Consider the following 25393-nt stretch of genomic DNA (forward strand, 5'->3'; position numbering starts at 1 on the left):
TATTTAACGTAAATCAGAATATAAATACAAATTAAAGCGGTGAATTAGTAATAACTACGCTGAAAATTCATAATAATGGCACTATATTAATATTATGAAAATTTCGCTCGAAAAGATCAATACCCTGGCCCATCAATCCTTTTTTGTCAAGGAGGTCAATAAGCCCTATTTCACAGCACCTTTGCACTTTCATCCTGAATTGGAGATTTTATTGATTTTGGAAGGCTATGGTAGCAAATATGTAGGGGATTGCATCGAGCCCTTTGGTCCGGATGATTTGGTACTTATAGGTTCCAATACTCCCCACCTTTGGCAGTGCGATCCTGAATTTTATAATAATGATCCTGACCTGAGGTCCAGGGCCATTTGCATTCAATTTAAAATGGAGTTTTTAGGGGGTACTTTTCTAAGGATTCCTGAAATGGAAAAGATTCAAGGCTTGTTACAGCATGCAGGCAGGGGAATTCGTTTTATTGGAGGGGAGCAAAAAATGCTTAAAAAGAGAATTTTGGAATTGGTGGAATTGGAGGGCATGGCAAGGGTAACCGCTTTGCTGATGATTTTGGAAGCTATGGGAGCAGCTGTCAATCCAAGGTATTTAAGTTCCCCAGATTACAAACCGGAAATGGACCATCAAAAAGATTCGGACAAGATGGAGATCGTATTTAATTATGTGATGCAGCATTTTAAGGAAAAAATTTCCTTGGCTGAGGTGTCCTCCCTGATCCATATGAGCCCAGAATATTTTTGCAAATATTTCAAGTTGAAGACCAATAAGAACTTTTCAGAGTTTCTGAATGAGGTGCGCATTGGCCATGCCTGTAAGCTATTGATGAAGGCGGATTTAAATATTTCTGAGATTTGTTATGAATCCGGTTTTAACCATCTTTCGAATTTTAATAGGCAATTCAAGAAAATAAAAAAGATGCCACCAAGGGACTATCAGAAACAATTCTGGAAACTGGATGCGGGGGAATTTTCCGAATAGGTAGACTATATACTTTACCCCAGAGAACACGAAGAGCGCTGAGGAAAATAGTTTTATTAAATATGAATGGTCATAGTCTTTAGTAAAGCGAAGACTATGATCTTCGGTTTTTGTCCAGTCTTCAGACTGAGCTGAAAAACTTGTCTCCAAATCCTCTGAGTCTTCTGTGCAAAGAAATCATCGGAGCTTATTATTTAATTTTTCCTAATCTTATTAGAATTAGTTATTTTTATTAATCCTCAAGTTCTAGGGAAGTCTGGTGCTAAGCCCATTTTTTTAGACATTTCAGCGAAATAGCAAATATTTTATGGCATGTTTTTCACAATTAAGCTGAACATGATTGAAGGGATTTTAAATATTATTTACGGACTGATTGCCTCGGCAGTGTTTGTGGGCATAGGGTTTTTATATGGGCGCTATCAAGAACGGAAGAAAAGCAAGGGGCAGCCACTAGAGAGGTATAAGTTTTATCCATTCTCTCTGGACGATAAAAAAATGCTTCAGTTTGATTTGGCTTTGTTCAAAGAAGCTGTGTCAGGTCTGTTAAAGGAGAAAGACTTCCATGCAGGACAGCAATTAGTGTTGATTGGAGAGCAAAACAATGTCCGACAGCTCTTAAAAGGCTATTTGCTGGATCAATATGAGCAACTTTATAAATTGTATAATGGGGATAAGGTAATGGATGAATCTGTACAGTTTCTAGAGAATTATAAGCGGATTGTAACATTGATTGGAGAAAGTTTTCCCGATTGTGGAATTGAGATATTACTACATAATCTCAGCAATCCCTCTAAGGCTTTGTACTGTATAAAAAACAATGTTACCGGAAGAAATGTAGAAGCTCCAGCAACAAATCTGGTGATGGACCTAAAAAGACGAGATACCAATAATCAGGACAAACTCAATTACCAACTTAATATTGGCAGTCGCAGATTTAAGTGCACCACCATTCCGATCTATAAAGATAAAATGGGGATAGTTGGTGCCATTTGTATTAATGTGGACTATAATTACATCAATGAGGTTGTTCGTAAAGATCCCAAGGCCATCAACGATTTTTTAGATGCCATCTGTAAGGTGAATATGATCTTGGACGAAAATATTTTAAGCAAGAACGAATACGAAAAGGCACTAAATGGAAAACGTCATTTTCGGGATTTTTCCAATAAGTCATAGGGGAAAAGCGGAATAGCATATTGTTTTCAGTATGATGAATGATTAGGAGAGGGTTACAAAAAACAGGTTTTTAATGCTAAGAAATAGAGGGAAAAGATCTAGTGATGATAAGTGGTTTGCTGATAAATGGCATCCCATATTCAAAGAGGCTGTAAATGATCTATGTTATTTTCTCAGTCGGGGCTATGCTGAGAGATCCGCCTTGCAGATTGTCGGCAATAGGTATAAATTGAATAAGCGGCAAAGAAAAGCTATTTACAGAATGAGCTGCAGTGATGAACAAGTTGCTCTTAGAACGCGGTCCAGTTGTAATGTTGGAAGTGTAAAGCATGAAGAAGTGGAGATCGATGGGTTTAACCTATTGATCCTACTAGAAAGTATACTGTCCGGTGCTTATGTTTTTAAGGGGAGAGATGGCCTTTTTAGGGATATTTCAAGCGTACATGGCTCATATAGGCGGGTGCTCAAAACCGAAAGTGCAATCATCTTGGTAGGAAATGCTTTAAAAGAGTTGGAAGTGGGACCAGTAAAATGGTATTTCGATAGACCTGTTTCAAACAGCGGTAGAATTAAAACTAAGCTCCTCGAGATAAGCGATAATAATGGGTTTAATTGGGAAGCAGAACTGGTGATGAATCCAGATAAGGTCTTGGTAACAAGCAGTAAAATCGTTATTACTTCAGATGGGGGGATATTGGACCATGTAGGAAAATGGTTTAATCTGGGTGCCTATTTGATCGATAACCATATCAACCACCCCAATATCATAGCAGTTTGAGGGGGCGTAGTGTATAATTTGACAGGATTTATGAAGAATACTTTATTCTGTCATCCTGACGCGAGGCAGGATCTCTACCAATAATTGAGTATTATTGTTTTTTTTATCCTCTAATTGATATTTTTATGAAAACTTATGGTACCAACCAATTATGCCTTCGATTACCTTTTTAAGAATTATTCTGGCTGTTTGCTTTTGCTTGGCTAATATACTGTTTTCATGCCAATCCGATAAGAAAGAGGAAAGTGCTTCGCAAACTAAGGAGTTGAAACAAAAGGAGTTTTACGTGGTGCCAGGTGAGGATGATCCTATTGATTCAGTTTTGGTACAAAGGGGGAAAGTATTGATATCTTACGCAGATTGCTATGAATGTCACAGAGAGGAAAGTGCTGGTAAAGGTCCTGCATTTTTTGATATAGCCAAGAGGTATCCCAATAATCAGGTTTATTTAAATCTTTTAGGTAGAAAGGTGATTTCGGGCGGTAGCGGGACCTGGGGGCATCCCATTATGAGCCCTCATCCTAAATTGGAATTGGAAGATGCCAAGGCTATGGTTGCCTATATCCTGTCCTTGGAGGAAAGGTAAGAAGGGAAAGAAAAAGCAAGAGATTATCACTTCTCCTGCTTTTTTAGCTTATCATACGGTTTATTTGGTTGCTTTCTTTTCAAGCTTTAGGTTCATTGGTCCTTCTGGAGAATTGACTTTGCCTATGTATTTAGTACCTTTTTGTTCTAATACGGTTTTTACGCTATTGCCTTCCACCCAGATTTCAAAAGAAAGCTTTCCTTCTTTGATTTCAACATTTCTGCCTGTAGCTGAATCTCCGTCATCAAAAATTACCTTGACCGAGGTTTTATTGTCCTTTTCTGTTATTACAAGACTACCTTCATGATAAGGATAAGGGGCTTCATTACATTCATAAGTCCAGGTTCCCAGGTATTTTGAGACAGGGAAAAGTTCCTTTGCTTCTGAATGGGTAAATGCCAGGGAAATGATGCTCAAAAATAATACTACTAGATTTTTCATAATATGATAATTTTTTGGTTAAACATGATGAAACAAATGTAAGCGTCCTAAGAATATGGTATGGATTTATGGGGGCTTACAGCTTATTTAGGGATAAATAACCAGTTTGATAAGCAAACAAAAATACTCCTAGGGATGAAAATAGGCCATTTAGGGATAAATGACATGGTGTTAATTAAAGAAGATTTGGGTTTGAAAACCATAAAGGGATCAAAGTTATTTGAGAGAAGATTTGGGATTTAGATTAGATCAATTGACACACTTTATTATTTTCAATTATCATTGCTTAAAGTTTTTTTAAGCAAGGCTATTAGGGAGTACCCTAGTGTTGATTGTGATTTAGTCCTAATGTCCTATTTGAAAATCATGACAGGCTTTCCGAATGCAAAAATATGGTAAGAAAAAGAAAATAATTGACTTGTAAAATAAGTTAATCGTTCAGGATGTTTTAATTTATTCCGTAAATGAAAGGAATTAATTTATATTTTGTTATTTTTCCTTTTGAGTACCCATTATTATTTGTTGTTCATTAGTTGATGGTTTTTGTCATTGCTACTAAGGGGGCAGTTTATTTAAGCATTCCACTACCTAAATAACAATTTATGAAATTGAAGCAACTCCTTGTTTTTAGTTTGTTGGCTATGATGGCCTGTGTAGAGGGAAAAACTTTTCAGGAAGATAAGACCTTGAAAACTTCTCCTCAATGGAAACAAACTTTGCCTGGCGTATGGAAGAGTATTGTAAATAATCCACCTGAATTTAATTTACTACATGTTGCCAATAAAAGCCCTAAGGAAGAAGCAATAGATAAATTAGGGGATGCCCCTATTCCAATTGAACTTTCTGCAATAAGTTCTTTTACCAAAAATGGCCGTACTTATGTTCGGTTTCCATTAGAACAGGGGGAACAATTGTATGGACTGGGCCTGAATTTCAAGACCGTTAGGCAAAGAGGCAGAATCATGCGTTTGCATATGGACCATTATGGTGGCCGAGACAATGGTCGCACGCATGCACCTGTTCCCTTTTTTGTTTCCGATAAGGGCTATGGGGTTTTGATCAATGCAGCAAGGTATATAGATGTATATGCGGGCACTGGGGTAAGCAAGGATGCCAAAGATCCAGCAGAACCGAGAGACAGGAATACGGCCAAAAACTGGTCAGCCAATCCCTATTCGGATAATTTGGAATTTGTCATTCCGGAAGAAGGAGTGGAGATGATTTTATTTACAGGCAAGGATATGATGGAGGTTGTTCAGCGGTTTAACCTTTATTGTGGAGGTGGATTTATCCCTCCTAAATGGGGGCTGGGCTTTTGGCAAAGAACTCCCACACTCTATTCGGATGAAGATGTGAGCAATGAGGTAGATAGTTTTAGGGAAATGAACTTCCCTTTGGATGTAATCGGTCTGGAACCCGGCTGGCACAGTAAATCCTATCCATGTACTTTTGAGTGGGATGAGGGACGTTATCCAGATCCAAAATCATTTATCCAGTCAATGGCTGATAAGCAAGTCAAAGTAAACTTGTGGGCCAACCCCTATTTATGGCCCGATTCCAATTTGGATAAAGAGATGAAAGCATTTACTGGTTCCCATACAGTATGGACAGGAACTGTCCCTGATTATACCATTCCCCAAGCTAGAACAGTTTTTCAAAAGCACATTAGAGCGCATCAGCTGGATTTGGGTGTAAGTGGTTTTAAAATTGATGAAGTGGATGGCTATGACACCTGGTTATGGCCTGATATTGCCACTTTTCCTTCTGGATATGATGGTGAGCAGATGCGACAGACCTATGGTATCCAGATGATGACCATGACCGATGAAGTCTACAGGAAGAAAAACGAAAGGACATATGGGCTGATCCGTGCGGCCAATGCTGGTTCGGTATCTTATCCATATGTATTATACAATGATTATTATAGCCATAAGGATTTTATCACTGCCTTGATCAATTCCAGTTTTTCAGGACTGTTGTGGACACCAGAGGTAAGGGCCAGTGGTTCTTCTGAAGAGTGGGTGCGCAGGATGCAATCGGTTTGTTTTTCTCCATTGGCCATGCTGAACGCTTGGGCAGATGGCACCAAACCTTGGTCTTTTCCGGATGTTTATGAAGCCTGTCAAGATGTAGCCTTTCTGCGTATGCAGTTGCTTCCCTATCTCTATTCCTCTTTTGCACAATATTATTTTGAAGGAAAACCTCCTTTTAGGGCCATGGAGCTGGTAGACGGCTATTTGGTCAAAGAAGAAGAAATCAAAGGGGAATTGGATGCAACCAAAAATCCTTATGCTGAAGCAGTGAAGAAGGAAGTTAAGGACCAATATATGATGGGGGACAATCTTTTGGTGGCACCAATGTTTGCCGGTGAGGAGACTAGGAAGGTCGTATTGCCAAAAGGAAAATGGTATGATTTCTATACGGGTAAATTAGTAGGTGGAGGTGAAGTGATCAGCGTAGAGCCTGGCCTAGAACAAATTCCATTATTTGTTAGAGATGGAGGGATTATTCCAATGATTGCCAAGGTGCGTCATGGTGCGGAATGGACAGAGGATACAGCCTTGGAATTGAGGGTTTATGGTACTGCGAATGGCAGTTATCAGGTGTATAATGATGATGGTAACACTTTTAATTATGAGAATGGAGATTATTCTCTATTGAAATTGGAGGTGAGTAATGGCAAGGGCAAAGCAATAAAAGAAAAAGGAAACCCATCTCAGGACTTGAGTTGGAAGTTCATGACGAAATAATTTTCAGTATTATCAAAATGAAAAACAAGTTGAATCTTAAATTATCATTGTCGGCAGTTTTTCTGCTTATGGCTGTGTTTGTGAGCAAGGCACAGACTGTAACAGAATTACAGGAGCTGGAGATTTCTTCAGGACAACAGACTTATGCAGCTCCTGTGAAAAACAGATCAGTCACTGGTGAAGAACTGTCTGTTGGGGGAAAGAAATTTTCCAAGGGCATTGGAGTGCATTCCCATTCGGTTATAAAAGTCAAGATGAATAATGGAAGTCATTTTTTTGCCAAAGTAGGGGTAAATGACTCGGATATTGATTATGGCGCTGAATCGGTGAAAACCATTCCGTTGACAGATGGAAAACGTATTTTTTATAATGTTACCGAGACCAAAAAACAATTTATAGGCGTCGAGGGAGAAGATGGGCAGGTAGGCCGTGGAACTGTGGTTTTTAAGCTTTTGCACAATGGTAAGGAAGTCTATAATAGTGGGGTGATGAAGCAAGGGGATGTTGCTAAGGAAATAGATTTGGAAGTAAAGGGAGGTCTTCTAGAAATGGTTGTGGAAAACGCTGGTGACGGGGAAAGTGGTGACCATGCTGTTTGGATCAATCCCACCATTGAATACTTTGAAATTGCACCGATTATAGCTCCCGGGGATTTTGCTGGAGAAAAAGTGGAGCAGTCAAATGAAGTGAAAGATCATTTGATGAAGCAATTGACAGCACTTCCAGAGATTAGCATGCCATTGGCGCAACCCGAATATGACTGGTTGGTGGATAATTCCAAGGCCAATGCAGCAGTTTACCGAAATGAAGATGATAATATCGTTCTGAGCAATGGTTTGATAGCTAGGGTATTCAAGTTGAGCCCGAACCTTGCGACTATCGATTATTTCAATCAAATGACCGGTGAAAGCTTATTAAGGGCTGTATCGAATGAGGGGGTGTTGACCATAGATGGCAAGACTTATGAGATTGGTGGTTTGAGCAATCAAAGGGAATATGGCTATACCCTTATGAAATGGGTGGATGACCTTAATGCTACCAGTAATTCTTTCCAAATTCAGGATTTCGAGGTGAAGGAAATTTCTGACCGCATTGAATGGAAGCAGGTACGGTGGGCCATGAACAAGGAAATGCCGACAGGCAAAGAACTGGTATTCAACTTGAGCAAAGACGATGTGCTTGTGAAAGTGCATTATGCACTTTATGATGGCATCCCAACCCTTTCTAAGTGGATAGAGGTGATCAATAATGGAGATCTTATTGTCCAGTTAAACAGCTTTAAATTGGAACAGCTGGCCATGGTCGAGGGGGAGAACTTGGTGGATATTCCAGAACACTGGGTGAAACCAAATATCCATATTGAAACGGATTATGCTTTTGGAGCCATGCAACAGAAGACTTCTGATCATACTACCTATTGGGAAAAAGACCCGAGATATACTTCCCAGACCAATTATCCAATGAGTGTTCCATGTCTTTTGGAGGTGAAACCTCCATTAGGGCCAGATACAGGAATTCCAGTAGGAGAGTCCCTGACTACTTTTAGGGTTTGGGAAACACCAATGGATACCCGTGAGCAGGAAAGACAAGGCCTATTTAAAAGGAAAATGTACCGTACGATTTCTCCTTGGACTACAGAAAACCCAATTTTCCTTCACTTGACTTCTACCGATCAGGAAGTAGTCAAAACCGCTGTAGACCAATGTGCCGAAGTAGGCTATGAGATGATCATACTAAGCTTTGGCAGTGGAATGAATATGGAGGATGAATCAGCAGAAAACTATGCGAAATTTAGGTCACTGAGGGAATATGCCAACTCTAAGGGCATAGAATTGGGTGGCTATTCCCTGCTTTCCAGCCGTTGGATCAGTGAGGAAGTGGATGTGATCAATCCAAAAACAGGTAAGCGAGGGGGAATGATTTTCGGTTCCTCACCTTGCTTGAGCAGTGAATGGGGCTATGATTACTTCAGAAAGATCAAAAAGTTCTATGATGAAACGGGGATGCAGGTATTTGAAAATGATGGTTCCTATCCGGGGAATGTCTGTGCTTCTACCAGCCATGCCCACCATAATGGCTTGGGTGATTCCCAGTGGAAACAGTATGCGCAGATCCAGGATCTTTATCAATGGATGCGGGCGGAAGGTATTTATATGAACGTCCCTGATTTTTATGTTAATTCAGGTACCAATAAAACTGGGATTGGCTATAGGGAAGTCAACTGGTCATTACCTAGGGAAAGGCACCTGATGCATGGTAGATTAAATATATATGATGGGCTTTGGGATCGAATTCCTAGTATGTGCTGGACTTTTGTGCCCCTTACCCAATATCATGGAGGGGGAGCGGCGGCCACATTAGAACCGCTAAAAGACCATTTGAAGGCCTACGAAAACCATATGATGCAAAACTATGGATCAGGGGTTCAGGCCTGTTACCGTGGCCCACGCCTATACGATGCACCAGAAACCAAGGCTTTGGTGAGAGAAGTGATCAGTTGGTACAAACAATATCGTGAAATTCTTAACAGTGATATGATTCATTTGCGTCGTCCTTCAGGAAAGGATTGGGATGGATTTATGCATGCCAATCCAGACTTAAAGGAAAAGGGATTGGCCATGTTTTTCAATCCCACAGAGGAGGATATCCTACGAAAAATCAAACTTCCGCTTTACTATACAGGATTGACAGAAACTGCCCAAGTGAGGGTAAAAGAGGCTAAGCCAAAGTCATACGCCTTGGCCAGAGACTATTCCATAGAGGTGGAAGTGTCCATTCCAGCTAATTCATATACATGGTTAGTTGTTGAATAATCCGATAAGATCACAGCGAAGCCACTATTTTAAGGATAGGCTTTGACTTGGAAAGCCAAATCATCATACTGAATAAAAACAAGAACATATTTTAAACAACAAAATTTTATTCCCGAATAAATGAGATTAAAACCTTTAATTATGGAAGATTTCCGTAAAAACTTTACTAAAACAGCAGCCGTAGCATTGTTGGCCTTGGGCGGTTATGCATGCCAGGATAATGCAGGAAGCCAATTTGAAAGTCATATAAAGCCTGTGGATTATCAGCTTGCCTTTGACTATTTACCCCAGACATGGGATGAGGGTTTACCGATAGGAAATGGGAAAATCGGAGCCTTGGTTTGGGAGAAAGCTGGTCGCTTAAGGATATCTCTTGACCATGTGGATCTCTGGGATCTTCGGCCTATGGAAAACCTAGGAGGAGAAGAATGGAGCTATAAATGGGTAGAAGAGCAATGGGAAAAAGACAATTATAAAAAGGTTCAGGATCTTTTTGATAAGCCCTATAACCAGTCTCCGGCACCCTCAAAAATTCCAGGAGCTGCATTGGAGTTTGAAAGTGCTCCTTTTGGCAAAGTACAAAGCAGCAAAGTTTACCTTGACAATGCCTTGGCGGAGGTAGTTTGGGCTTCAGGAGTCAAGCTAAAGACCTTTGTTCAGGCTGATAAAAATGTAGGTTTTTTCGAGTTTGAAGGAGTGGGCACAGATTTTCAGCCAGAATTGCTGATTCCTGAATATGTAAAGGAAGGAGCCTCTGGAAAGGGGGATCCTGTAACTGGAAAGGATTTAAGAAATCTGGGATATGAAAAAGGAAATGTGGTCAAAACAGACTCTAGTTTGATTTATCACCAGCCAGGCTGGGGAGATTTCAGCTATAAAGTAATCGTGAAATGGAGAAACAGTGGGGGTAAGTTGAGTGGAGTGTGGAATATATCTCCAGAGACAGGTGCTGAAAATTCACCACTGGCATTTGGGGATAATGCTTTTGCCAAGCAATTGGAAGAACAAGCAAAATGGTGGGATAACTTTTGGGCGAAGTCTTCCATTTCCTTGCCTGATTCTGTGCTGGAAAAGCAATGGTATTTGGAGCAGTACAAATTTGGTTCTGCAGCCAGGGCTGATGGACCTCCTATTTCCCTTCAAGCGGTATGGACAGCCGATAATGGAAAGCTTCCACCTTGGAAAGGAGATTATCATCATGATCTTAATACTCAACTAAGTTATTGGCCTGCTTATACCAGCAACCATCTTGATTTGGAAATCGGATTTACTAATTGGTTGTGGAGGTACAAGGATACTTTCGAGCAGTATACGGCTGATTATTTCGGAACGAATGGGCTTAATGTGCCTGGAGTGAGTACATTGGAAGGAGATCCTATGGGAGGTTGGATTCAGTATTCCTTTGGTCCTACGGTTTCGGGCTGGTTAGCACAGCATTTTTACTTGCATTATAAGTATAGCATGGACAAGGATTATCTGAAGGATCGCGCTTATCCATGGTTTAAGGAAGTGGCCATTTATTTGGATGAGGTATCCGTGGAAAATGCTTCAGGTAAAAGGAAATTACCCATAAGTTCCTCTCCTGAATATCATAATAATAGTAGGGAGGCTTGGTTTGGAGAAACCACTAATTTTGATCTGGCCATTATTCGTTTTGTTTATGAAAAAGCAGCTGAATTGGCTTTGGAATTGGGCAAAGAAGCCGAAGCAGATAAATGGAAAAAAATATTGGCAGAATGGCCAGAGTTGGCTGTAGATGAAGAAAGTGGAATGATGGTAGCCCCAGGAGAAAAATATAACGAATCTCACAGGCATTTTTCCCACTTACTTTCTATCCATCCTTTGAGTACGGTAAACTGGTCGGATGGGCCTGAGGCTAGAGAGATTATCAGCAATACTGTCCAGAACCTTAAGGACCAAGGTAGCGATTATTGGGTAGGTTATTCTTTCAGTTGGTTAGGAAACCTACAGGCCAGAATGTTGGATGGGGAAGCTGCCGCAGAAACCCTCAGGACCTTTGCGACCAGTTTTTGTCTGCCGAATAGTTTTCATGTAAATGGAGATCAGTCAGGCAATGGACATAGTAAATTCAAATATAGGCCATTTACCTTGGAAGGGAACTTTGCATTTGCTGCAGGACTGCAGGAAATGCTTCTACAAAGCCATGAAGGTTTTATACGCCTATTTCCGGCTATTCCGGCTGATTGGAAAACAGCTTCCTTTGATGGATTTTTAGCTCAGGGAGCATTTAAGATCAGTGCTGAAAAACAAGGAGATACCCAATATGCAGCCAAGATTTTGGCCCAGGCGGGAGGGAAACTGAAATTACTAAATCCATTATCATCAGATGCTTTGGTCAATGGAGAAAAAATAAGCAATGGAGGATTTTATGAGCAAGAAATGAAAAAGGGAGAAGAAATCACTTTAGTTTTTGAAGGGAAGTAATAGAACTATTTACAAAACGAGGCTGTCTTAAATCTTGTCATTGGTACCTTAGGAGAAATCTCTAGATTTATTTAATACTGAAAATAAGTCGCTTGAGATTCTTCATTAAGTCTGTCCGCCGAGGTGGATCAGAATGATACAAAAAAACGACAAATGAGACAGCCTCGCTTTTGTTTTTTAAAAGTAAGAAGGTTTTACTTAACCGATAAAATCTTCAGTCGTCGAATTCCAGCGGGCATTTTCCAAGAAACTTCCTTGCCTTTTTTAAAGCCAATCAAGGCAACAGCCAAAGGGGCTAAAAGGGATATTTTTCCCTCTTTTAGATTGGATTGATGGGGAAGGACAATTTTCGCCTTGATAATATGGGAATTGTCCAGGTCCTGTACTTCGATCTCCGAACCTATTTTTACTGTATTTTTTGGTATTTTATCATCCTCAACAATTCTACAATTGGCCAACTCTTCTTGCAATTGCCTTAAGTCTATTTGGAATCCGTTGGTGTTTCCGGAAATGATAATGTTTTTAATGGTTTGATAATCAGATTTTTTTATGATAGGTTTCATGTTTTTGCAGTTAAATATGTAACATAAGTTTTAAGGGCACATTGAATAATGGCCTGTTACCTGGTCTATCAGGTATAACCTTTTATTTAAAAGGGGAAGCTCTCCACTATCTGCTTGTGGAGAGCAAAGTGATAAAGGCCTTGTTACATGAAAATAGGAGAATAACATCCTTTCCTGTGTTGCAGGAACTCACTTCATATGGTTTTATATGGATTGTGGGTTTCAAGATGTAGGTAAATTATGGATGGAAAAATATATACTGAATTAGCGCTTGGCTTTGCTTTCCTGTTTCTTTTCGTTGTTATCAGTAACAGGAGCGATATCAAAAAGGTATTGAGGATCAATTTCAGGCTCAGACAAGAAACATACAGGAGACGCACAAGGCCGCAATTCAGCTTTGTGTATCTCTACCTCAGTATATTTGTTCAATGCCTTCACCCTTTAATTTGTTTGCCATTAATTAAAGGGTTTAACGTAAAAATTAATTTACGGTTTAAAAAGATTTAAACTCAGGCAAGTATTTTCTTGAAATGGGAAGAATGGAGCTTGTTCCTTCCAGATAAAGCAAGTTTTTTCCACTGGTTTTTTTGGCCATTTTTATCTGTTGGATATTTACCAGATAGGATCGATGGCAGCGTTTGATGCCATAAGGGCTGAGTTGTTCTTCTAGGGATTTTAGGGTGTTTCTCAGCATTTCTTTTTTAACGGTTTTGTTATCCAAATAATGGATGGTTACATAATTATCGGCTGATTCCAAAAATAGAATATATTGTGGCTTTATGGATAACTTGTTTTGTCCATACTCATCCTTTAACTGGATAATTTCAGTTTTTGGAGCTTGTACTGTTTGGATTTTTTGCTGTTGTTTTATGATCAAAATGACAGCTATGGCCAATAAATAAGGGATCAATAGTCCCAGAAAGGTGTATTTGATGCTTTGAAGGTATTCTATTCCAATGCTATTATAATGGTTTCCGTAGATCAGAAAGAACACTAAGCTCAATAATAGGATTTCCAATAAAAACCATATTCCAAAAATCCCAAGGGTCCATTGGTTCTTTAAGGTGATCGGGCGGAGAATAAACTGGGAAATGACTAGGAACAAACCTCCAATAATGCCAAAGGCAGACAAACGAAAAAATTGATTCAGGCCACTGTCATTTGCCCAATGGTTGATATTAAAGGGCGTGTAAATATTAATAAACAAAATTGAGAAGACGGCACAGAAGCCTATTAAAAGCAATCTTTCCCACGGTTTTTCTAAAATTGGAAAAGTTTGGAAGAACCTTGTTTTAAAATCTATCATAATTTACTGTAAGCCCAAAAATATAAGATAGTTCCGCTATTTTAAAGGATTATTGGAAATTTACCTAGTTGATTTATGATTTAAAATACCGGTTGAGATATTCGCTAGGAGTACAATTAAATTGCTTTTTAAAGGCGGTTCTAAAGCCTTTATCAGTTCCGAATCCCAGTTCATAGGCAACTCCTGATATATTCAAGCCACTATTTAGAAGCAGTTCTTTTGCTAGGTTAAGACGGTAAGACTGTAGATAGGAATGGGGCGTTTCACCGGTAATCCCCTTTATTTTTCTAAAAAGCTGACTTCGGCTAAGTCCCATCGTTTCTGCCAGTTGGTTGATGTCAAACTCAGGATCTTTATGGTTTTCAGAAAGGGCTAGGTTAATTTTATTGATAAACTCTTTGTCCACTTCTTTAAGTCCCAGTTTTTCAGGCTCAATAGATGATGATTTGCCATAAATCCCCTGTAAATTTTTTCTAATAGAGATGAGGCTTTTCACTTTCGTGACCAAAATGCTAGGATTAAATGGCTTGGGGATATAGTCATCGGCTCCCGAAAGTAATCCTTTCTGTACATCCTCTTCATCGGCTTTTGCAGTAAGTAAAATTACCGGGATGTGGGAGGTCATGAAATTGTCTTTTAGGAGTTTGACCATAGAGATACCATCCATTTTGGGCATCATCACATCACTTATTATGAGGTCTGGTTGCCATTCTTCAGCGATATTCTTTCCCACTTCTCCATCGCTAGCCACTTTGGTCTGGTACCATGGTGTAAAGCATGACAATATAAAGGACTGCATTTGGGGATCATCTTCTATGATCAGTACTTTTTCAGCTACTTTGCCCAAATCCATAAGGTTTTTGGGTTCGTTTTGGCCTTGAACCTTCCTATCGATTAGTTTAGATTTTGCGTCAATGCTATTTTTTTCGAAACTTGGACGATAGGGGAAAAACAATGAAAAGTCACTACCCACATGGAGTGTGCTATCCACTTCGATACGTCCATCATGTAATTGCATATAGGATTTGGACAGTGGCAAACCCAAGCCTGTTCCTGGCAAATCATGGGTGCTTTGGTAGAAAGGTTCGAATATGTTTTCAAGGTCTTCTGGAGGAATCCCAATACCAGTATCCTTCACAAAGATTTTCACTTCTTCTTTTAGCACTTTGAAACCTAAAATGACCTTACCTCCTTTAGGTGTGAATTTAAAGGCGTTGGAAAGAATATTATAGAGGATAATGTCCAGCTTGTTTTGGTCAACATCAATAAACAGGCAGTCTATTTCATAATCTTTGCTCACATTCACCTCTTGCTGATCTGCCAGAAAGCAAAAGTTGTCCAAACAGGCATCCAAAAAACCAACAAGCTCAGTTTGTTTTTTATTTAGGGTAACTTCGCCTTCTTCTGCCTTTCTAAAGTCCATGAGTTGATTGACCAGTACCTGAAGTCTTTTGGCATTGGATTGGATCAGCTTTGTGTAGTACTTCCCCTCTGAAGGAAGGTTGTTAAGCATGCCCAATGACTGGGCAGGTCCCGAGATTAAAGTTAAAGGAGTTTTGAATTCATGTGAAATATTGGTGAAAAAGCTGATTTTTAGCTTGGATAGCGCTTTTTGCTGTTGCTTTTCCAGTATTTCCATTTTTAAGGCATTCAATAATCGCATCCGATGTAATGAAGCACGACTGATTCCATAGATTGCTCCCAATATCAACAATAAATATAGGGTATAGGCCCACCATGTTTTCCACCAAGGTGGCAATATGGTGATAGAAAGGGTCTTTGCGGTTTCATTCCAAACTCCATCATTATTGGCAGCTTTAACCAGAAAGGTATAATCACCTGGGTCAATATTTGTATATATGGCTTTTCGTTCATTACCTATATTATTCCAGGTTTTGTCAAATCCTTCCAGCATATAGGCATACTGATTTTTTTCAGGTGAAGTAAAGTTCAGGGCGATAAATTCTATTGTGAAATCAGCTTGGTCATAATTAAGGGTGATGTGATGGGTCTGGGAAAATGCTGAATCAAGTATGCCCGTTTCATCTCCCATATTGATAGGGGAATTGGCTATATACAGTTGGGAAAGGTAAACCCTTGGGGGGATTTTGTTCCGCTTGATATTGTCTGGATGGAAGGATGTAACTCCATTGACACTACCGAAGTATAATTTCCCTGAAGGGTCTTTAAGAACAGCATTTTCGTTAAACTCTATTCCTTGTATACCATCTTGGTAACCATAATTGATAAAGGAATTGGTTTTGGGTTCGAAATGGGAAATACCCCTGTTGGTGGATACCCAGAGCTCTTGATGATCATCAAGTATGATTCCCTTAATGGTATTGCTAGGAAGCCCGTGGGATACATTATAGGAAGTGAATTTTTCCGTTTTTACATCAAGGTAATTTAAGGATTTGTCTGTGGCCACCCATAGATTCCCCAAACTGTCCTTGCATATGGAATATACCAATGTCCCCATTAGGCTTTTCGGGTCATTTGGCTGGTTTTGGTAGTTCTTAAATTTACCACTTCTTTTGTCCAAAAGCCCGAGCCCATCAAATGTACCCACCCAAAGATGGTTTTGGTCTTTTTCCATTATGGTAGTTACGTGATTATGGGGCAAAGAGTGTGCATTGTTGGGATGATGTTTGTAATTGGTGGAAAAATTGAAGTTTTTATCCACCTGAATGAGTCCTTGGTTTCTAGTGCCAAACCATAATGATCCATCCTCTTCTTCGTAAAAGGCCTTTACATAAGTGGCCCCATACATCCAGTTATCCTTTAGATAATGCTCAAAGTTTTTTTCTCCTTGCTTAAGCCTGCCCAGTCCATTGAGGTAATAGCCCAGCCAAAGGTTCCCTTTGCTATCTTCCATGAGTCCATTGATGACATGATCGGCTGGGCTTTGCTTGGTAGGAGAGGCTGTAGGGAAATGTTTGAACTGCTTTGATCCTAGATGGTAATAATTGAGGCCCCCATGGTCCAGTCCTAGCCATATCCCCCTGTTTTTGCTGTAGGATAAGCTTAAAACAGATTTTCCACTCAACCCGCTGTTAGGGTCATTGGTAAAGGCCCAATGGTCTATTTTGCTTTTATGGGGGTCAATTTTGGACAAACCGCCATTTACAGTCCCCACCCAAATGATTTGGTTCTTATCTTCCAGCAAATAAGTGATGGCTTGGCTGTTTAGGGCTTTGTTTTCCGCTATGGAGTGGATTTGACCCTTCTTTATATCAAATTCTGAAATGCCGTCCCCATCTGTTCCCAAGAGAATGGTGCCGTCAGCTTTTTCGACCATATGATAAATAAGGTCAGTATGGGCTGCTTGGGTATTTATCTTTTCTAGTTGCTCATTGCCAAGGTTCAGTAGATATCCCCCCTTATTATAAGTGGAAATGATGATCTTGTCTTCACTTTTCAAAAGCTGTGTGACCGAAAAATCATTGGGAATAAATTCTTTTTCAGGGCTTTGGTAGGTTTTTGAAACCATGTCAAAAATGGCCATTCCTCCTTTTTTATTCCTTAGCACCCAAGCACCATATCCAATCAAAAGCTTTTGATCTTCTGTTTGAATAATATCCCTTACTTCAGCCATCCCACTTGTGGGGAAATGCTCAAAAGCATATTTGCCCTCTTGGTACCTATATAGTTCCCCACTGCCTGTTCCCACCCAGATTTGGTCGGAACTATCAATAAATAGCTTCGAAATATGGTTGCCCTTTGGCTTTGTGCTTTCGAATTTGATCTGGTGGATTTTATTTGATCCACTTTTTAGGAGGTTCAAGCCTTCATTGGTAGCCATCCAAATATTACCTTTTCTATCCTGGGTTATATCCAGTACCATACTGCTGGAAAGGCTCAGGCTATCGCTGGGATTATGGGTAAAGTGCATAAAGTCCAATCCATTGAACCTACTTGCTCCTTCTTTTGTGCCTATCCAAATGAACCCTTCTTGGTCTTGGTAAATACAGGTGACGTAATTGTTCAAAAGACCATCCTCAGTGGTGATATGGTCTATAGCTGATTGTGCCAATAAGCGTAAGGAGCTAAGTGCAAGGATGGCACAGAGGAGGCATCTTATAATATAGCTTGTCAAGTATCTTGGTGATTTTGGGTGATAGTGATACAAGGTGTTGATCAATTTGGATGAAGCTTAAAAGTAAAATTTTTTTGATTTGAAATAGGGATTTCCCATTAAATATTATGCGCAATGGGAAAATAAAATCACTTTTTGACCTGCTGCAACAAAAGGTCTCTTATTTGACCAGATTTTTCCCTTCAAATCGGTCTTAAACGGCTAAAATTGGATGATCCTATTTAATTTTTATTAAAACTACCCGATGAAAAATAACCTAAGAAAGAAGTATTTACGGTGGCTTTGGATAGAAATATTCTGTGTGGCCGTCATCATCGCAGTGGTGATTTTATTGATTTCAATAAAGTAACTACAGCATATATATATAAGCAAAAATCACTTCAAATAATTATTAATTATAAAACCCAATAACTATGAAGCAACTCAACTTAAAGAGTCTTCCAATCGCCTTCAAAAAGCTTTTGGGGGTAATTGTTTTAATCCTATGTAGCCATGCCTTATTGGCTCAGTCAGCCATAAAAGGTAAGGTAAGCTCCTCAGATGGGGAAAGCCTCCCCGGTGTAAACATCCTAGTCAAGGACAGCGGAAAAGGTACTGTCACCAATATTGACGGTGAATATGAAATTTCTGCAGCTGCTAACAGCGTTTTGGTATTTAGTTTTATTGGTTACGAAAGCCAGGAAGTTGCTGTCAATAACCGTAGCATCATTAATATCACCCTTGGACAAAGTGAGCAAGACTTGAAAGAGGTGGTGGTAACCGCTTTGGGTATTGAAAGGGACAAAGAGGCACTAGGTTATTCAGTAAGTGAACTTGAAGGTAAGGGGTTTACCGAGGCGAGAGAAACCAACGTGGCCAATGGCCTTGCTGGTAAAGTAGCCGGGGTGAATGTGAGTAATGTTGCCTCTGGGCCTGCCGGAAGTTCAAGGGTGATTATCAGGGGTAATACTTCTTTGACCCAAAACAATCAGCCATTGTACGTTATTGATGGGATTCCTATTGATAACAGTAACTTAGGTTCTGCAGGTATGTGGGGTGGTAGAGACCAAGGTGATGGTATCGGTAATATCAACCCAGATGATATTGAGAATATGACCATTCTGAAAGGAAATACAGCTGCTGCCCTTTATGGTTCCAGGGCTTCTAATGGTGTTATTTTGATTACCACAAAATCTGGATCTAGCAAGCAAGGACTTCAGCTGGAAGTGAATTCCAATTTTGTGGTAGATAAAGCCATCAATAGATTGGATACGCAAAGAGAATATGGTCATGGGCTAAATGGCCAAAAACCTACAACTTTAGCTGAAGCACTTGCGGGTGGTGATACTGCCTGGGGAGCTAAATTGGATGGAAGTCCCGTGATACAATTCGATGGTGTAGAACGTCCTTATTCCTATAGCGGTGACAACTTTGATCGATTCTATGAGACAGGACATACCTTTACCAATACCATTGCTCTTTCCGGTGGAACAGAAAAAATGGGCTTTAGATTTTCTGCCTCAGATTTGAGCAATAAGAGTATAGTGCCTAATTCTGGAATGGACAGGAATAACTTCTCCATAAACGCCCAGGGTAAGGTAAATGAGAAATTGACCTTCAATGCAAGTGGAAGCTATATCATCCAAAATGTAAAGAATCCACCGGCACAAGGTGACTTGGTCAACAATGTTAACTATACCGTATGGAGCTTGGCACCATCCATCAATGTATTGGATATGAAAGGTGATCCTGATAGGTTGGGGGCTGAGCCAATTACGGGCAAAGAGTTTCTTCCGGCTCAGACTGTTTATTTTGAGAACCCATACTTTAGTGCTTACCAAAAAAGTAATTTGAGTGAGAGAACAAGAACATTGGGTAGTTTTTCATTAAACTACGATTTCACAGATTGGCTTTTTGTAAAAGCAAGAACTGGTATCGATCAGTGGAACAGAAGTAATGAAGGTATTACACCATATGGCAGTGCACAGCAACCGTTGGGTTCTATAGGCGAATCTCAAACGAAACATAAGGAAATTAACAGTGATGTAATGTTGGGGTCCAAAATGGGCTTTTCAAATGGCCTGGAATATAATGTGCTAGTGGGTGCATCTAATATGAAACAAGAAAGGTATAGTAATAGTACCAATGGTAATGATTTCGCCATTCCTTTCTTCTATAACTTCTCTAATACTATCAGAAGATCGGGAGGAACAAGCTTCTATTCAAAAGGCATAAATTCTGTATATGGCTTAGCTGAAATCTCCTATAAAACCGCTTTGTTTTTGACGGCTACCGGTAGACAAGATTGGTTTAGTACATTGAATGGAAGGAGTGTATTCTATCCTTCGATAAGTACCAGCGCAGTGCTTTCAGAATTAATGGAAATGCCTTCCTTTATGGATTACCTTAAGTTGAGAGTGGCTTGGGCACAAGTTGGTGGAGATACTTCTCCTTATGTTTTGAACCAAACTTACTCATTGGGTACTCCAACCAATGGCATTCCTCAGGGAGGTATTGCACAAGGATTTGTGTCTAATGCTGAATTGGAACCCCTATTGGCTACAGAGTTTGAGGCAGGATTTAATGCCCAGTTTGCCAATAACAAAATAGGAGTTGATTTCACGGTTTATCAAAGAACTACTGAAGGAGATATCTTACCAGCTACCATTTCCAAAACTTCAGGTTACTCTTCAGCACAGGTTAACGTTGGAGAAGTAAGCAATAAGGGATTCGAATTGTTGATTACTGGTAGCGCAATAAGCACCAACACATTTACCTGGAATACTTCCCTTAATATGGGATACAATAAAAGTGAGGTGGTGAGTTTGATTGACCCAGAGGTAGATGGAGAACGTTTGCAATTGGATCAAAACAGGGCACAAACTGCCTATATACATAATATTGAAGGATTGCCTTATGGTCAGGTGACTGGATACAAATACCTACGTGATGCATCTGGAAATATCATGCACAATGCTTCCGGTTTGCCAATGAGAGATGAGGAAGCGGGTATTGTTCCATTTGGTTCTGGTGTTCATCCGTTCACCGGAGGTTTCTCCAATAATTTCACTTATAAGAATTTTGATTTCGGATTCTTGATCGACTATAAAATGGGTGCTGTGATCTTCAGTGGAACCAACTCATGGTTATACAGGAGAGGTATGCACAAAAACACTTTAGTAGGACGTGAAAATGGAATTGGTGATGTACCTGGAAGTGAAATGTCTACCTATTATAATGAAATCAGAAACAAGATTGCAGAGCAGTTTGTCTATGATGCAGACTTTGTAAAATTACGTGAAGTGACTTTTGGTTATGCTATTCCTACTTCTTTTCTAAGCAAGTTTAAGGTAAGAGCGGCTAAAATTTCCTTGGTGGGAAGAAACCTATGGTTAATCCACTCAAAAGTGGAAAATATCGATCCAGAATCTACCTATAATGAAGGAAATGCTCAGGGTATGGACTTTTTCCAATTGCCTCAAAGCAGAAGCTACGGTGTGAACTTAAACATTAAATTTTAATTCATCTCCAGAACCAAAATGATCAAAAGTATGAAAATTAATATCTTAAATATATCCAAGAAAGCTTTGCTAGCACCAGCATTCGCTTTGTTTGTCTCTACAAGTTGTGTGGAAGACCTTAAAGAAATGAATGTTAATCCAAATGAGATAAGTGATCTTGATTATGGAATTCAGTTAACAAAAATGCAAATGGCATTTACAGGTGGAGCCCATGAAATTTTCAGAACCTCCTTGGGTTATTGTTTTGCTTCTATCCAACAAATGGCAGATTTGGAAAGCCCTGTTTCTGGAGTTTTCCTTCCAGGAGACAAATATTTGAATGACCCTTTGTTTGCATCGGCCTTTTTTGATGAAGTTTATAATAACGAATTCAGGGATATCGCTGATTATGTTAATCGGACATCAATGGACCCTGAAGCGGTTAATTATTATGCCATAGGAAGAATATGGAAGGTGATGTCAGCACATCGAATTACGGATATTTATGGTGATGTTCCTTATTTTGAAGCAGGAATGGGTTATATCAATAATTCGTGGTTACCAAAGTATGATTCCCAAGAGTTAATCTATAAGGATATGCTCAAAGAGCTGGATGAAGCGGCTAAGTCTTTTGATGCCAACTTGCCGACACCAGGAAATCAGGATTTATTGTATGGTGGAAACATCGATCAATGGAAGAAGTTTACCTATTCGTTGATGTTGAGACTAGGGATGAGAATCTCCAAAGTGGCACCTTCCGAAGCTGAAAACTGGGTAAAAAAAGCAATCCAGGGAGGTGTAATGACCAGTAATGATGATTTGGCAAGGATACTACATGGTGATCAAGGAGGTAACAATCCATTCTGGTCAGGGTTTAATACACGTGATAGAATCAGACTGTCAGCTACTTTTGTGGGCTGGATGCAGGATAATAATGATCCTCGTCTGAACATAATAAGCTGGGTTGAAAACGGTGGAGAGCATATGGGGCTACCAAATGGATATGACAATACTACCATTTTGGATTACCCAGGAGGGGGAGATTTAGTAGCTTACTCCAATGTCAATCCTGACCTAAGACAAATCACTTCTCCTTCCTTGCACCTTACTTATGCAGAAGTAGAATTGCTATTGGCTGAAGCGGCCCTAAAAGGTTGGCATACCGGAGATGCAGCAATGCATTATAATAATGGTGTAAAAGCTTCCATGAAACAGTGGGATATCTTTGGTGTTGAAGTACCAAGCGATGCTGAAGTGGAAAGCTATTTGGGAATGCATCCATTCGATAGCTCCAAAGGTATGGAAATGATTGGTGAGCAATATTGGGCAGCTACTTTCTTGGTTAACTGGGAAGGTTATAGCAAATGGAGAAGAACAGGTTACCCTCAACTTACTCCAGTAAACTATCCTGGTAATGTAACCAATGGACAAATCCCAAGAAGAATGACCTATTCGGGTGAAGAATACAGTATCAACACTGAAAATGTCAATGAAGCTGTCAGTAGACAGGGGGCTGATAACTTTATGACCCGAGTTTGGTGGGATAAATAAGATAGTTTGACCTTTATGATTTGAGAAACCCATCTTTGCATTCATTTGCAGGGATGGGTTTTTTCATTGTGTAACTAAAGATTGGCTCGTTGGAATCTCATTATTAAAGTTGCCACTTGTATTTCTGATATTATTGCTTATGAAATTTAAGGGGGGTGAACATAGTTAGCTAGGTTTTATTTTTTTTATTGTTTGAAATTAAAAAACTTACAAATTGTTTTGTTTGTATAATTTATTATATTGTTTATCTTATTATTAGAGTTAATATGTGTTTCAAGTTAATTTTTGAATAAATATTATCCATGATAATAGTCTAAAATTCAGTTTTGTATTAAATAATAATTAAAATGATACTTTTTTGAAAAGTAAGTAAATGAAAAAAATTACATTTGGTTTCATGACAAAGCTATGAACGACTTTCTTCTAAAAGACATATTTGACCAGTATTATACAAGACTTGTATTTTTTGCCATGAAATACATTTCTAGCCAAGCTGATGCTGAAGATATTGTTCAGGAAGCATTTTCAAAATATTGGATAAAAAAATCTGAATTAAATGCCAACGATTTAGATACTGTAAAAAGTTACCTTTTTCAGACTGTAAAGAACAGTGCACTGAACTATATAAAGCACAAAAAGGTAGTGGAGAACCATCAGGTATCTTATAATGCCCATGGGGAAAGTAATGATAGCCCCCTCACTCAATTGATTCATACAGAGCTTGTAGCAGAAATAAATGAAGCAATAGCAGAATTGCCAACAGGGTGTAAACAAGTAGCCATTGAGCTTTTCATTAAGGGGAAGAAATATTCAGAAGTAGCAGAAGCCTTGTCTATTTCTGTCAACACAGTGAAATCACAGCGAAAAAGAGCGTTAAGTATATTGCGTCCAAGGTTAAGTGATGTTGCTTTTGTTTTGTTAATTAATTATTACGTGAATATTAATATGTGATTAATTGATGTTAATGGTATAAAATATTGAAAATAAAAAGGGGTGGAGACACCCTTTTTTTATTGTGAGTTGTCTTACTACAAAATCGGAATTGCGTGAACAATCAACCATTAGATTGGAATAAAATCGAACTAGCAAAAAAGTCTCTGCTTGATGAATTGACTTGGGAGGAGACTGTACAATTTAATCATTGGTATAATACAGATCCTGAGTTCAAGGAAGCGGTGGATAAATTGAGTGATAAAATTGGCCTTGAAGAAGATCTGGAAAAGTTCAATCAAATCGATAAGTCGACTGCTTGGTTGGGTTTACAGAATAAATTAGATAGGGCAAAATTAGGAAGTTCCAAGTCAGTAAGTTTTTCTACTTGGTACAGGTATGCAGCTATCTTGGTTGGTTTTGCCCTGATAACTTCGATTTTCCTTTTAAACAGTGAAGAGGGGATCAAAGAGGCAAAGAATTCTATAGCTTTTAATATAAGCCCAGGACAAGACCAGGCCATTTTAAGGTTAAGTAATGGAGAGGAAAAAATATTGGGAGATAAAAGTACTGGAGAAGTTAAAAATCAAGGTGCTTTGTCGGTTTTTGTAAATAATAAAACCCTGATTCTTCAATCTAAGTCCCAGGTTCAGGCCATTGAGAATAGAATGAATGAATTGGAAACGCCAATAGGGGGGCGCTATCAAGTGGAACTTCCAGACGGCACTAAGGTCTGGCTGAATGCCCAGTCTAAACTGCAGTTTCCAGACCAATTTGATGAAAGGAACCGATCGGTGAATTTGTGGGGTGAAGCATATTTTGAGGTGGAGAAGGATTCCAATAGGCCATTTCTAGTCAATACTTATCGATCAGACCAAATGGACGACCCTATTATCATAAAGGTATTGGGGACACACTTTAATGTTATGGCCTATCCCGATGAAAAGGCTGTCAATACCACATTGGTAGAGGGAAAAGTGCAGGTGAAACATCTTGATCAAGCTGTGATTTTATCTCCTGGTAATCAGGCTTTATCTAAAAATGGAGAATCACCTATTATGGTGCAGAAGGCGAATATAGAAGTAGCTGTTGGGTGGAAAAACAGAATGTTTGTTTTTGAAGATGAACCCTTGGAAAGCATCATGAGGAAGATTGCAAGATGGTATGATGTGAAGGTGGAGTATGGATCAGATATTCGCACTAAAAAATTCTCAGGAATTATTTCCCAAGATAATGAAATCAATAGTGTCATAGAGCTATTGGAATCTACCGAAGAGGTAGCTATAAGTTTCGAATCAGAAAGTACTTTATTGATAAAATGATCATTTTGAAAAAAGTAAAATCATTTAAATAATCAAATATGAGAGTATACCCCATGTAAAAAGTTGAGTAAATAATGCTCAAGTGAATGCAATTTGGGACTGCACTACTGCAGGATCAATCGAAATAATATAGATCTATAGATGGATTTCGATATCAATTAATCTGTCT

At 39.2% G+C, this 25393-nt stretch carries 16 protein-coding genes; 11 read left to right on the forward strand and 5 right to left on the reverse strand.

Annotation, left to right across the window (positions count from 1 at the left end; translation table 11 throughout):
- The first annotated feature begins 94 nt into the window (after positions 1-94).
- The 4 genes from KMW37_RS07655 (at position 95) to KMW37_RS07670 (ending at position 3528) form a co-directional block, all read left to right on the forward strand.
- Positions 95-988, forward strand: coding sequence for an AraC family transcriptional regulator (locus KMW37_RS07655; protein WP_215224027.1), 894 nt, complete (start codon positions 95-97; stop codon positions 986-988).
- 312 nt (positions 989-1300) lie between these two features.
- The gene (locus tag KMW37_RS07660; protein ID WP_215224028.1) at positions 1301-2164 is read left to right on the forward strand and encodes a PAS domain-containing protein; all 864 of its coding nucleotides are present in this window, start codon (positions 1301-1303) and stop codon (positions 2162-2164) included.
- Positions 2165-2237: 73 nt separating this feature from the next.
- Entirely contained in the window at positions 2238-2942 is a 705-nt protein-coding gene (locus KMW37_RS07665) for a DUF434 domain-containing protein (protein WP_215224029.1), read from the forward strand.
- A 151-nt stretch (positions 2943-3093) separates the two neighbouring features.
- Positions 3094-3528 (forward strand): c-type cytochrome, encoded by a 435-nt coding sequence (locus KMW37_RS07670; RefSeq protein WP_215224030.1) that lies wholly within the window; start codon positions 3094-3096, stop codon positions 3526-3528.
- Positions 3529-3588: 60 nt separating this feature from the next.
- Here the strand turns inward: KMW37_RS07670 and KMW37_RS07675 are convergent, their stop codons facing one another.
- Complete coding sequence (locus KMW37_RS07675) at positions 3589-3969, reverse strand: hypothetical protein (protein WP_215224031.1); 381 nt, start codon at positions 3967-3969, stop codon at positions 3589-3591.
- A gap of 602 nt (positions 3970-4571) precedes the next feature.
- Between KMW37_RS07675 and KMW37_RS07680 the strand changes: the two genes are divergently transcribed.
- The 3 genes from KMW37_RS07680 (at position 4572) to KMW37_RS07690 (ending at position 11977) form a co-directional block, all read left to right on the forward strand.
- Positions 4572-6719 (forward strand): TIM-barrel domain-containing protein, encoded by a 2148-nt coding sequence (locus tag KMW37_RS07680; protein ID WP_215224032.1) that lies wholly within the window; start codon positions 4572-4574, stop codon positions 6717-6719.
- Between the two features lie 17 nt (positions 6720-6736).
- Positions 6737-9532: an NPCBM/NEW2 domain-containing protein gene (locus KMW37_RS07685; RefSeq protein WP_215224033.1), complete on the forward strand. Its 2796-nt coding sequence runs from the start codon at positions 6737-6739 to the stop codon at positions 9530-9532.
- A 141-nt stretch (positions 9533-9673) separates the two neighbouring features.
- On the forward strand, positions 9674-11977 hold the full coding sequence (locus KMW37_RS07690; protein ID WP_215224034.1) for a glycosyl hydrolase family 95 catalytic domain-containing protein: 2304 nt from the start codon (positions 9674-9676) through the stop codon (positions 11975-11977).
- A 194-nt stretch (positions 11978-12171) separates the two neighbouring features.
- Here the strand turns inward: KMW37_RS07690 and KMW37_RS07695 are convergent, their stop codons facing one another.
- The 4 genes from KMW37_RS07695 to KMW37_RS07710 form a co-directional block, all read right to left on the reverse strand.
- A complete protein-coding gene (locus KMW37_RS07695) occupies positions 12172-12540 on the reverse strand; it encodes a GreA/GreB family elongation factor (RefSeq protein ID WP_215224035.1) in 369 nt (122 codons plus the stop codon).
- A gap of 264 nt (positions 12541-12804) precedes the next feature.
- A complete protein-coding gene (locus KMW37_RS07700; protein WP_215224036.1) occupies positions 12805-12978 on the reverse strand; it encodes a hypothetical protein in 174 nt (57 codons plus the stop codon).
- 55 nt (positions 12979-13033) lie between these two features.
- Entirely contained in the window at positions 13034-13846 is an 813-nt protein-coding gene (locus KMW37_RS07705; protein WP_215224037.1) for a LytR/AlgR family response regulator transcription factor, read from the reverse strand.
- A gap of 73 nt (positions 13847-13919) precedes the next feature.
- Complete coding sequence (locus KMW37_RS07710) at positions 13920-17942, reverse strand: hybrid sensor histidine kinase/response regulator transcription factor (protein ID WP_215224038.1); 4023 nt, start codon at positions 17940-17942, stop codon at positions 13920-13922.
- A gap of 413 nt (positions 17943-18355) precedes the next feature.
- Between KMW37_RS07710 and KMW37_RS07715 the strand changes: the two genes are divergently transcribed.
- From KMW37_RS07715 to KMW37_RS22590, 4 genes are all read left to right on the forward strand, one after another.
- Positions 18356-21442, forward strand: coding sequence for a SusC/RagA family TonB-linked outer membrane protein (locus tag KMW37_RS07715; protein WP_215224039.1), 3087 nt, complete (start codon positions 18356-18358; stop codon positions 21440-21442).
- Between the two features lie 30 nt (positions 21443-21472).
- On the forward strand, positions 21473-22972 hold the full coding sequence (locus tag KMW37_RS07720) for a SusD/RagB family nutrient-binding outer membrane lipoprotein (RefSeq protein WP_215224040.1): 1500 nt from the start codon (positions 21473-21475) through the stop codon (positions 22970-22972).
- A 408-nt stretch (positions 22973-23380) separates the two neighbouring features.
- Positions 23381-23923, forward strand: coding sequence for an RNA polymerase sigma-70 factor (locus KMW37_RS07725; protein WP_215224041.1), 543 nt, complete (start codon positions 23381-23383; stop codon positions 23921-23923).
- Positions 23924-24018: 95 nt separating this feature from the next.
- The gene (locus tag KMW37_RS22590; protein ID WP_215224042.1) at positions 24019-25224 is read left to right on the forward strand and encodes a FecR family protein; all 1206 of its coding nucleotides are present in this window, start codon (positions 24019-24021) and stop codon (positions 25222-25224) included.
- Positions 25225-25393 lie beyond the last annotated feature (169 nt).

Origin of the sequence: Echinicola shivajiensis (genome assembly GCF_018642165.1) — a bacterium.
Taxonomy (GTDB): Bacteria; Bacteroidota; Bacteroidia; order Cytophagales; family Cyclobacteriaceae; genus Echinicola; species Echinicola shivajiensis.

Excerpts from the sequence above, each read along its gene's own strand:
- KMW37_RS07715 (WP_215224039.1), top strand. The coding sequence starts at position 18,356 with ATGAAGCAACTCAACTTAAAGAGTCTTCCAATCGCCTTCAAAAAGCTT.
- KMW37_RS07695 (WP_215224035.1), bottom strand. The coding sequence starts at position 12,540 with ATGAAACCTATCATAAAAAAATCTGATTATCAAACCATTAAAAACATT.
- KMW37_RS07725 (WP_215224041.1), top strand. The coding sequence starts at position 23,381 with ATGAACGACTTTCTTCTAAAAGACATATTTGACCAGTATTATACAAGA.
- KMW37_RS07665 (WP_215224029.1), top strand. The coding sequence starts at position 2,238 with ATGCTAAGAAATAGAGGGAAAAGATCTAGTGATGATAAGTGGTTTGCT.
- KMW37_RS07690 (WP_215224034.1), top strand. The coding sequence starts at position 9,674 with ATGGAAGATTTCCGTAAAAACTTTACTAAAACAGCAGCCGTAGCATTG.
- KMW37_RS07705 (WP_215224037.1), bottom strand. The coding sequence starts at position 13,846 with ATGATAGATTTTAAAACAAGGTTCTTCCAAACTTTTCCAATTTTAGAA.
- KMW37_RS07720 (WP_215224040.1), top strand. The coding sequence starts at position 21,473 with ATGAAAATTAATATCTTAAATATATCCAAGAAAGCTTTGCTAGCACCA.
- KMW37_RS07680 (WP_215224032.1), top strand. The coding sequence starts at position 4,572 with ATGAAATTGAAGCAACTCCTTGTTTTTAGTTTGTTGGCTATGATGGCC.
- KMW37_RS07685 (WP_215224033.1), top strand. The coding sequence starts at position 6,737 with ATGAAAAACAAGTTGAATCTTAAATTATCATTGTCGGCAGTTTTTCTG.
- KMW37_RS07655 (WP_215224027.1), top strand. The coding sequence starts at position 95 with ATGAAAATTTCGCTCGAAAAGATCAATACCCTGGCCCATCAATCCTTT.
- KMW37_RS07670 (WP_215224030.1), top strand. The coding sequence starts at position 3,094 with ATGCCTTCGATTACCTTTTTAAGAATTATTCTGGCTGTTTGCTTTTGC.
- KMW37_RS07675 (WP_215224031.1), bottom strand. The coding sequence starts at position 3,969 with ATGAAAAATCTAGTAGTATTATTTTTGAGCATCATTTCCCTGGCATTT.
- KMW37_RS07660 (WP_215224028.1), top strand. The coding sequence starts at position 1,301 with ATGTTTTTCACAATTAAGCTGAACATGATTGAAGGGATTTTAAATATT.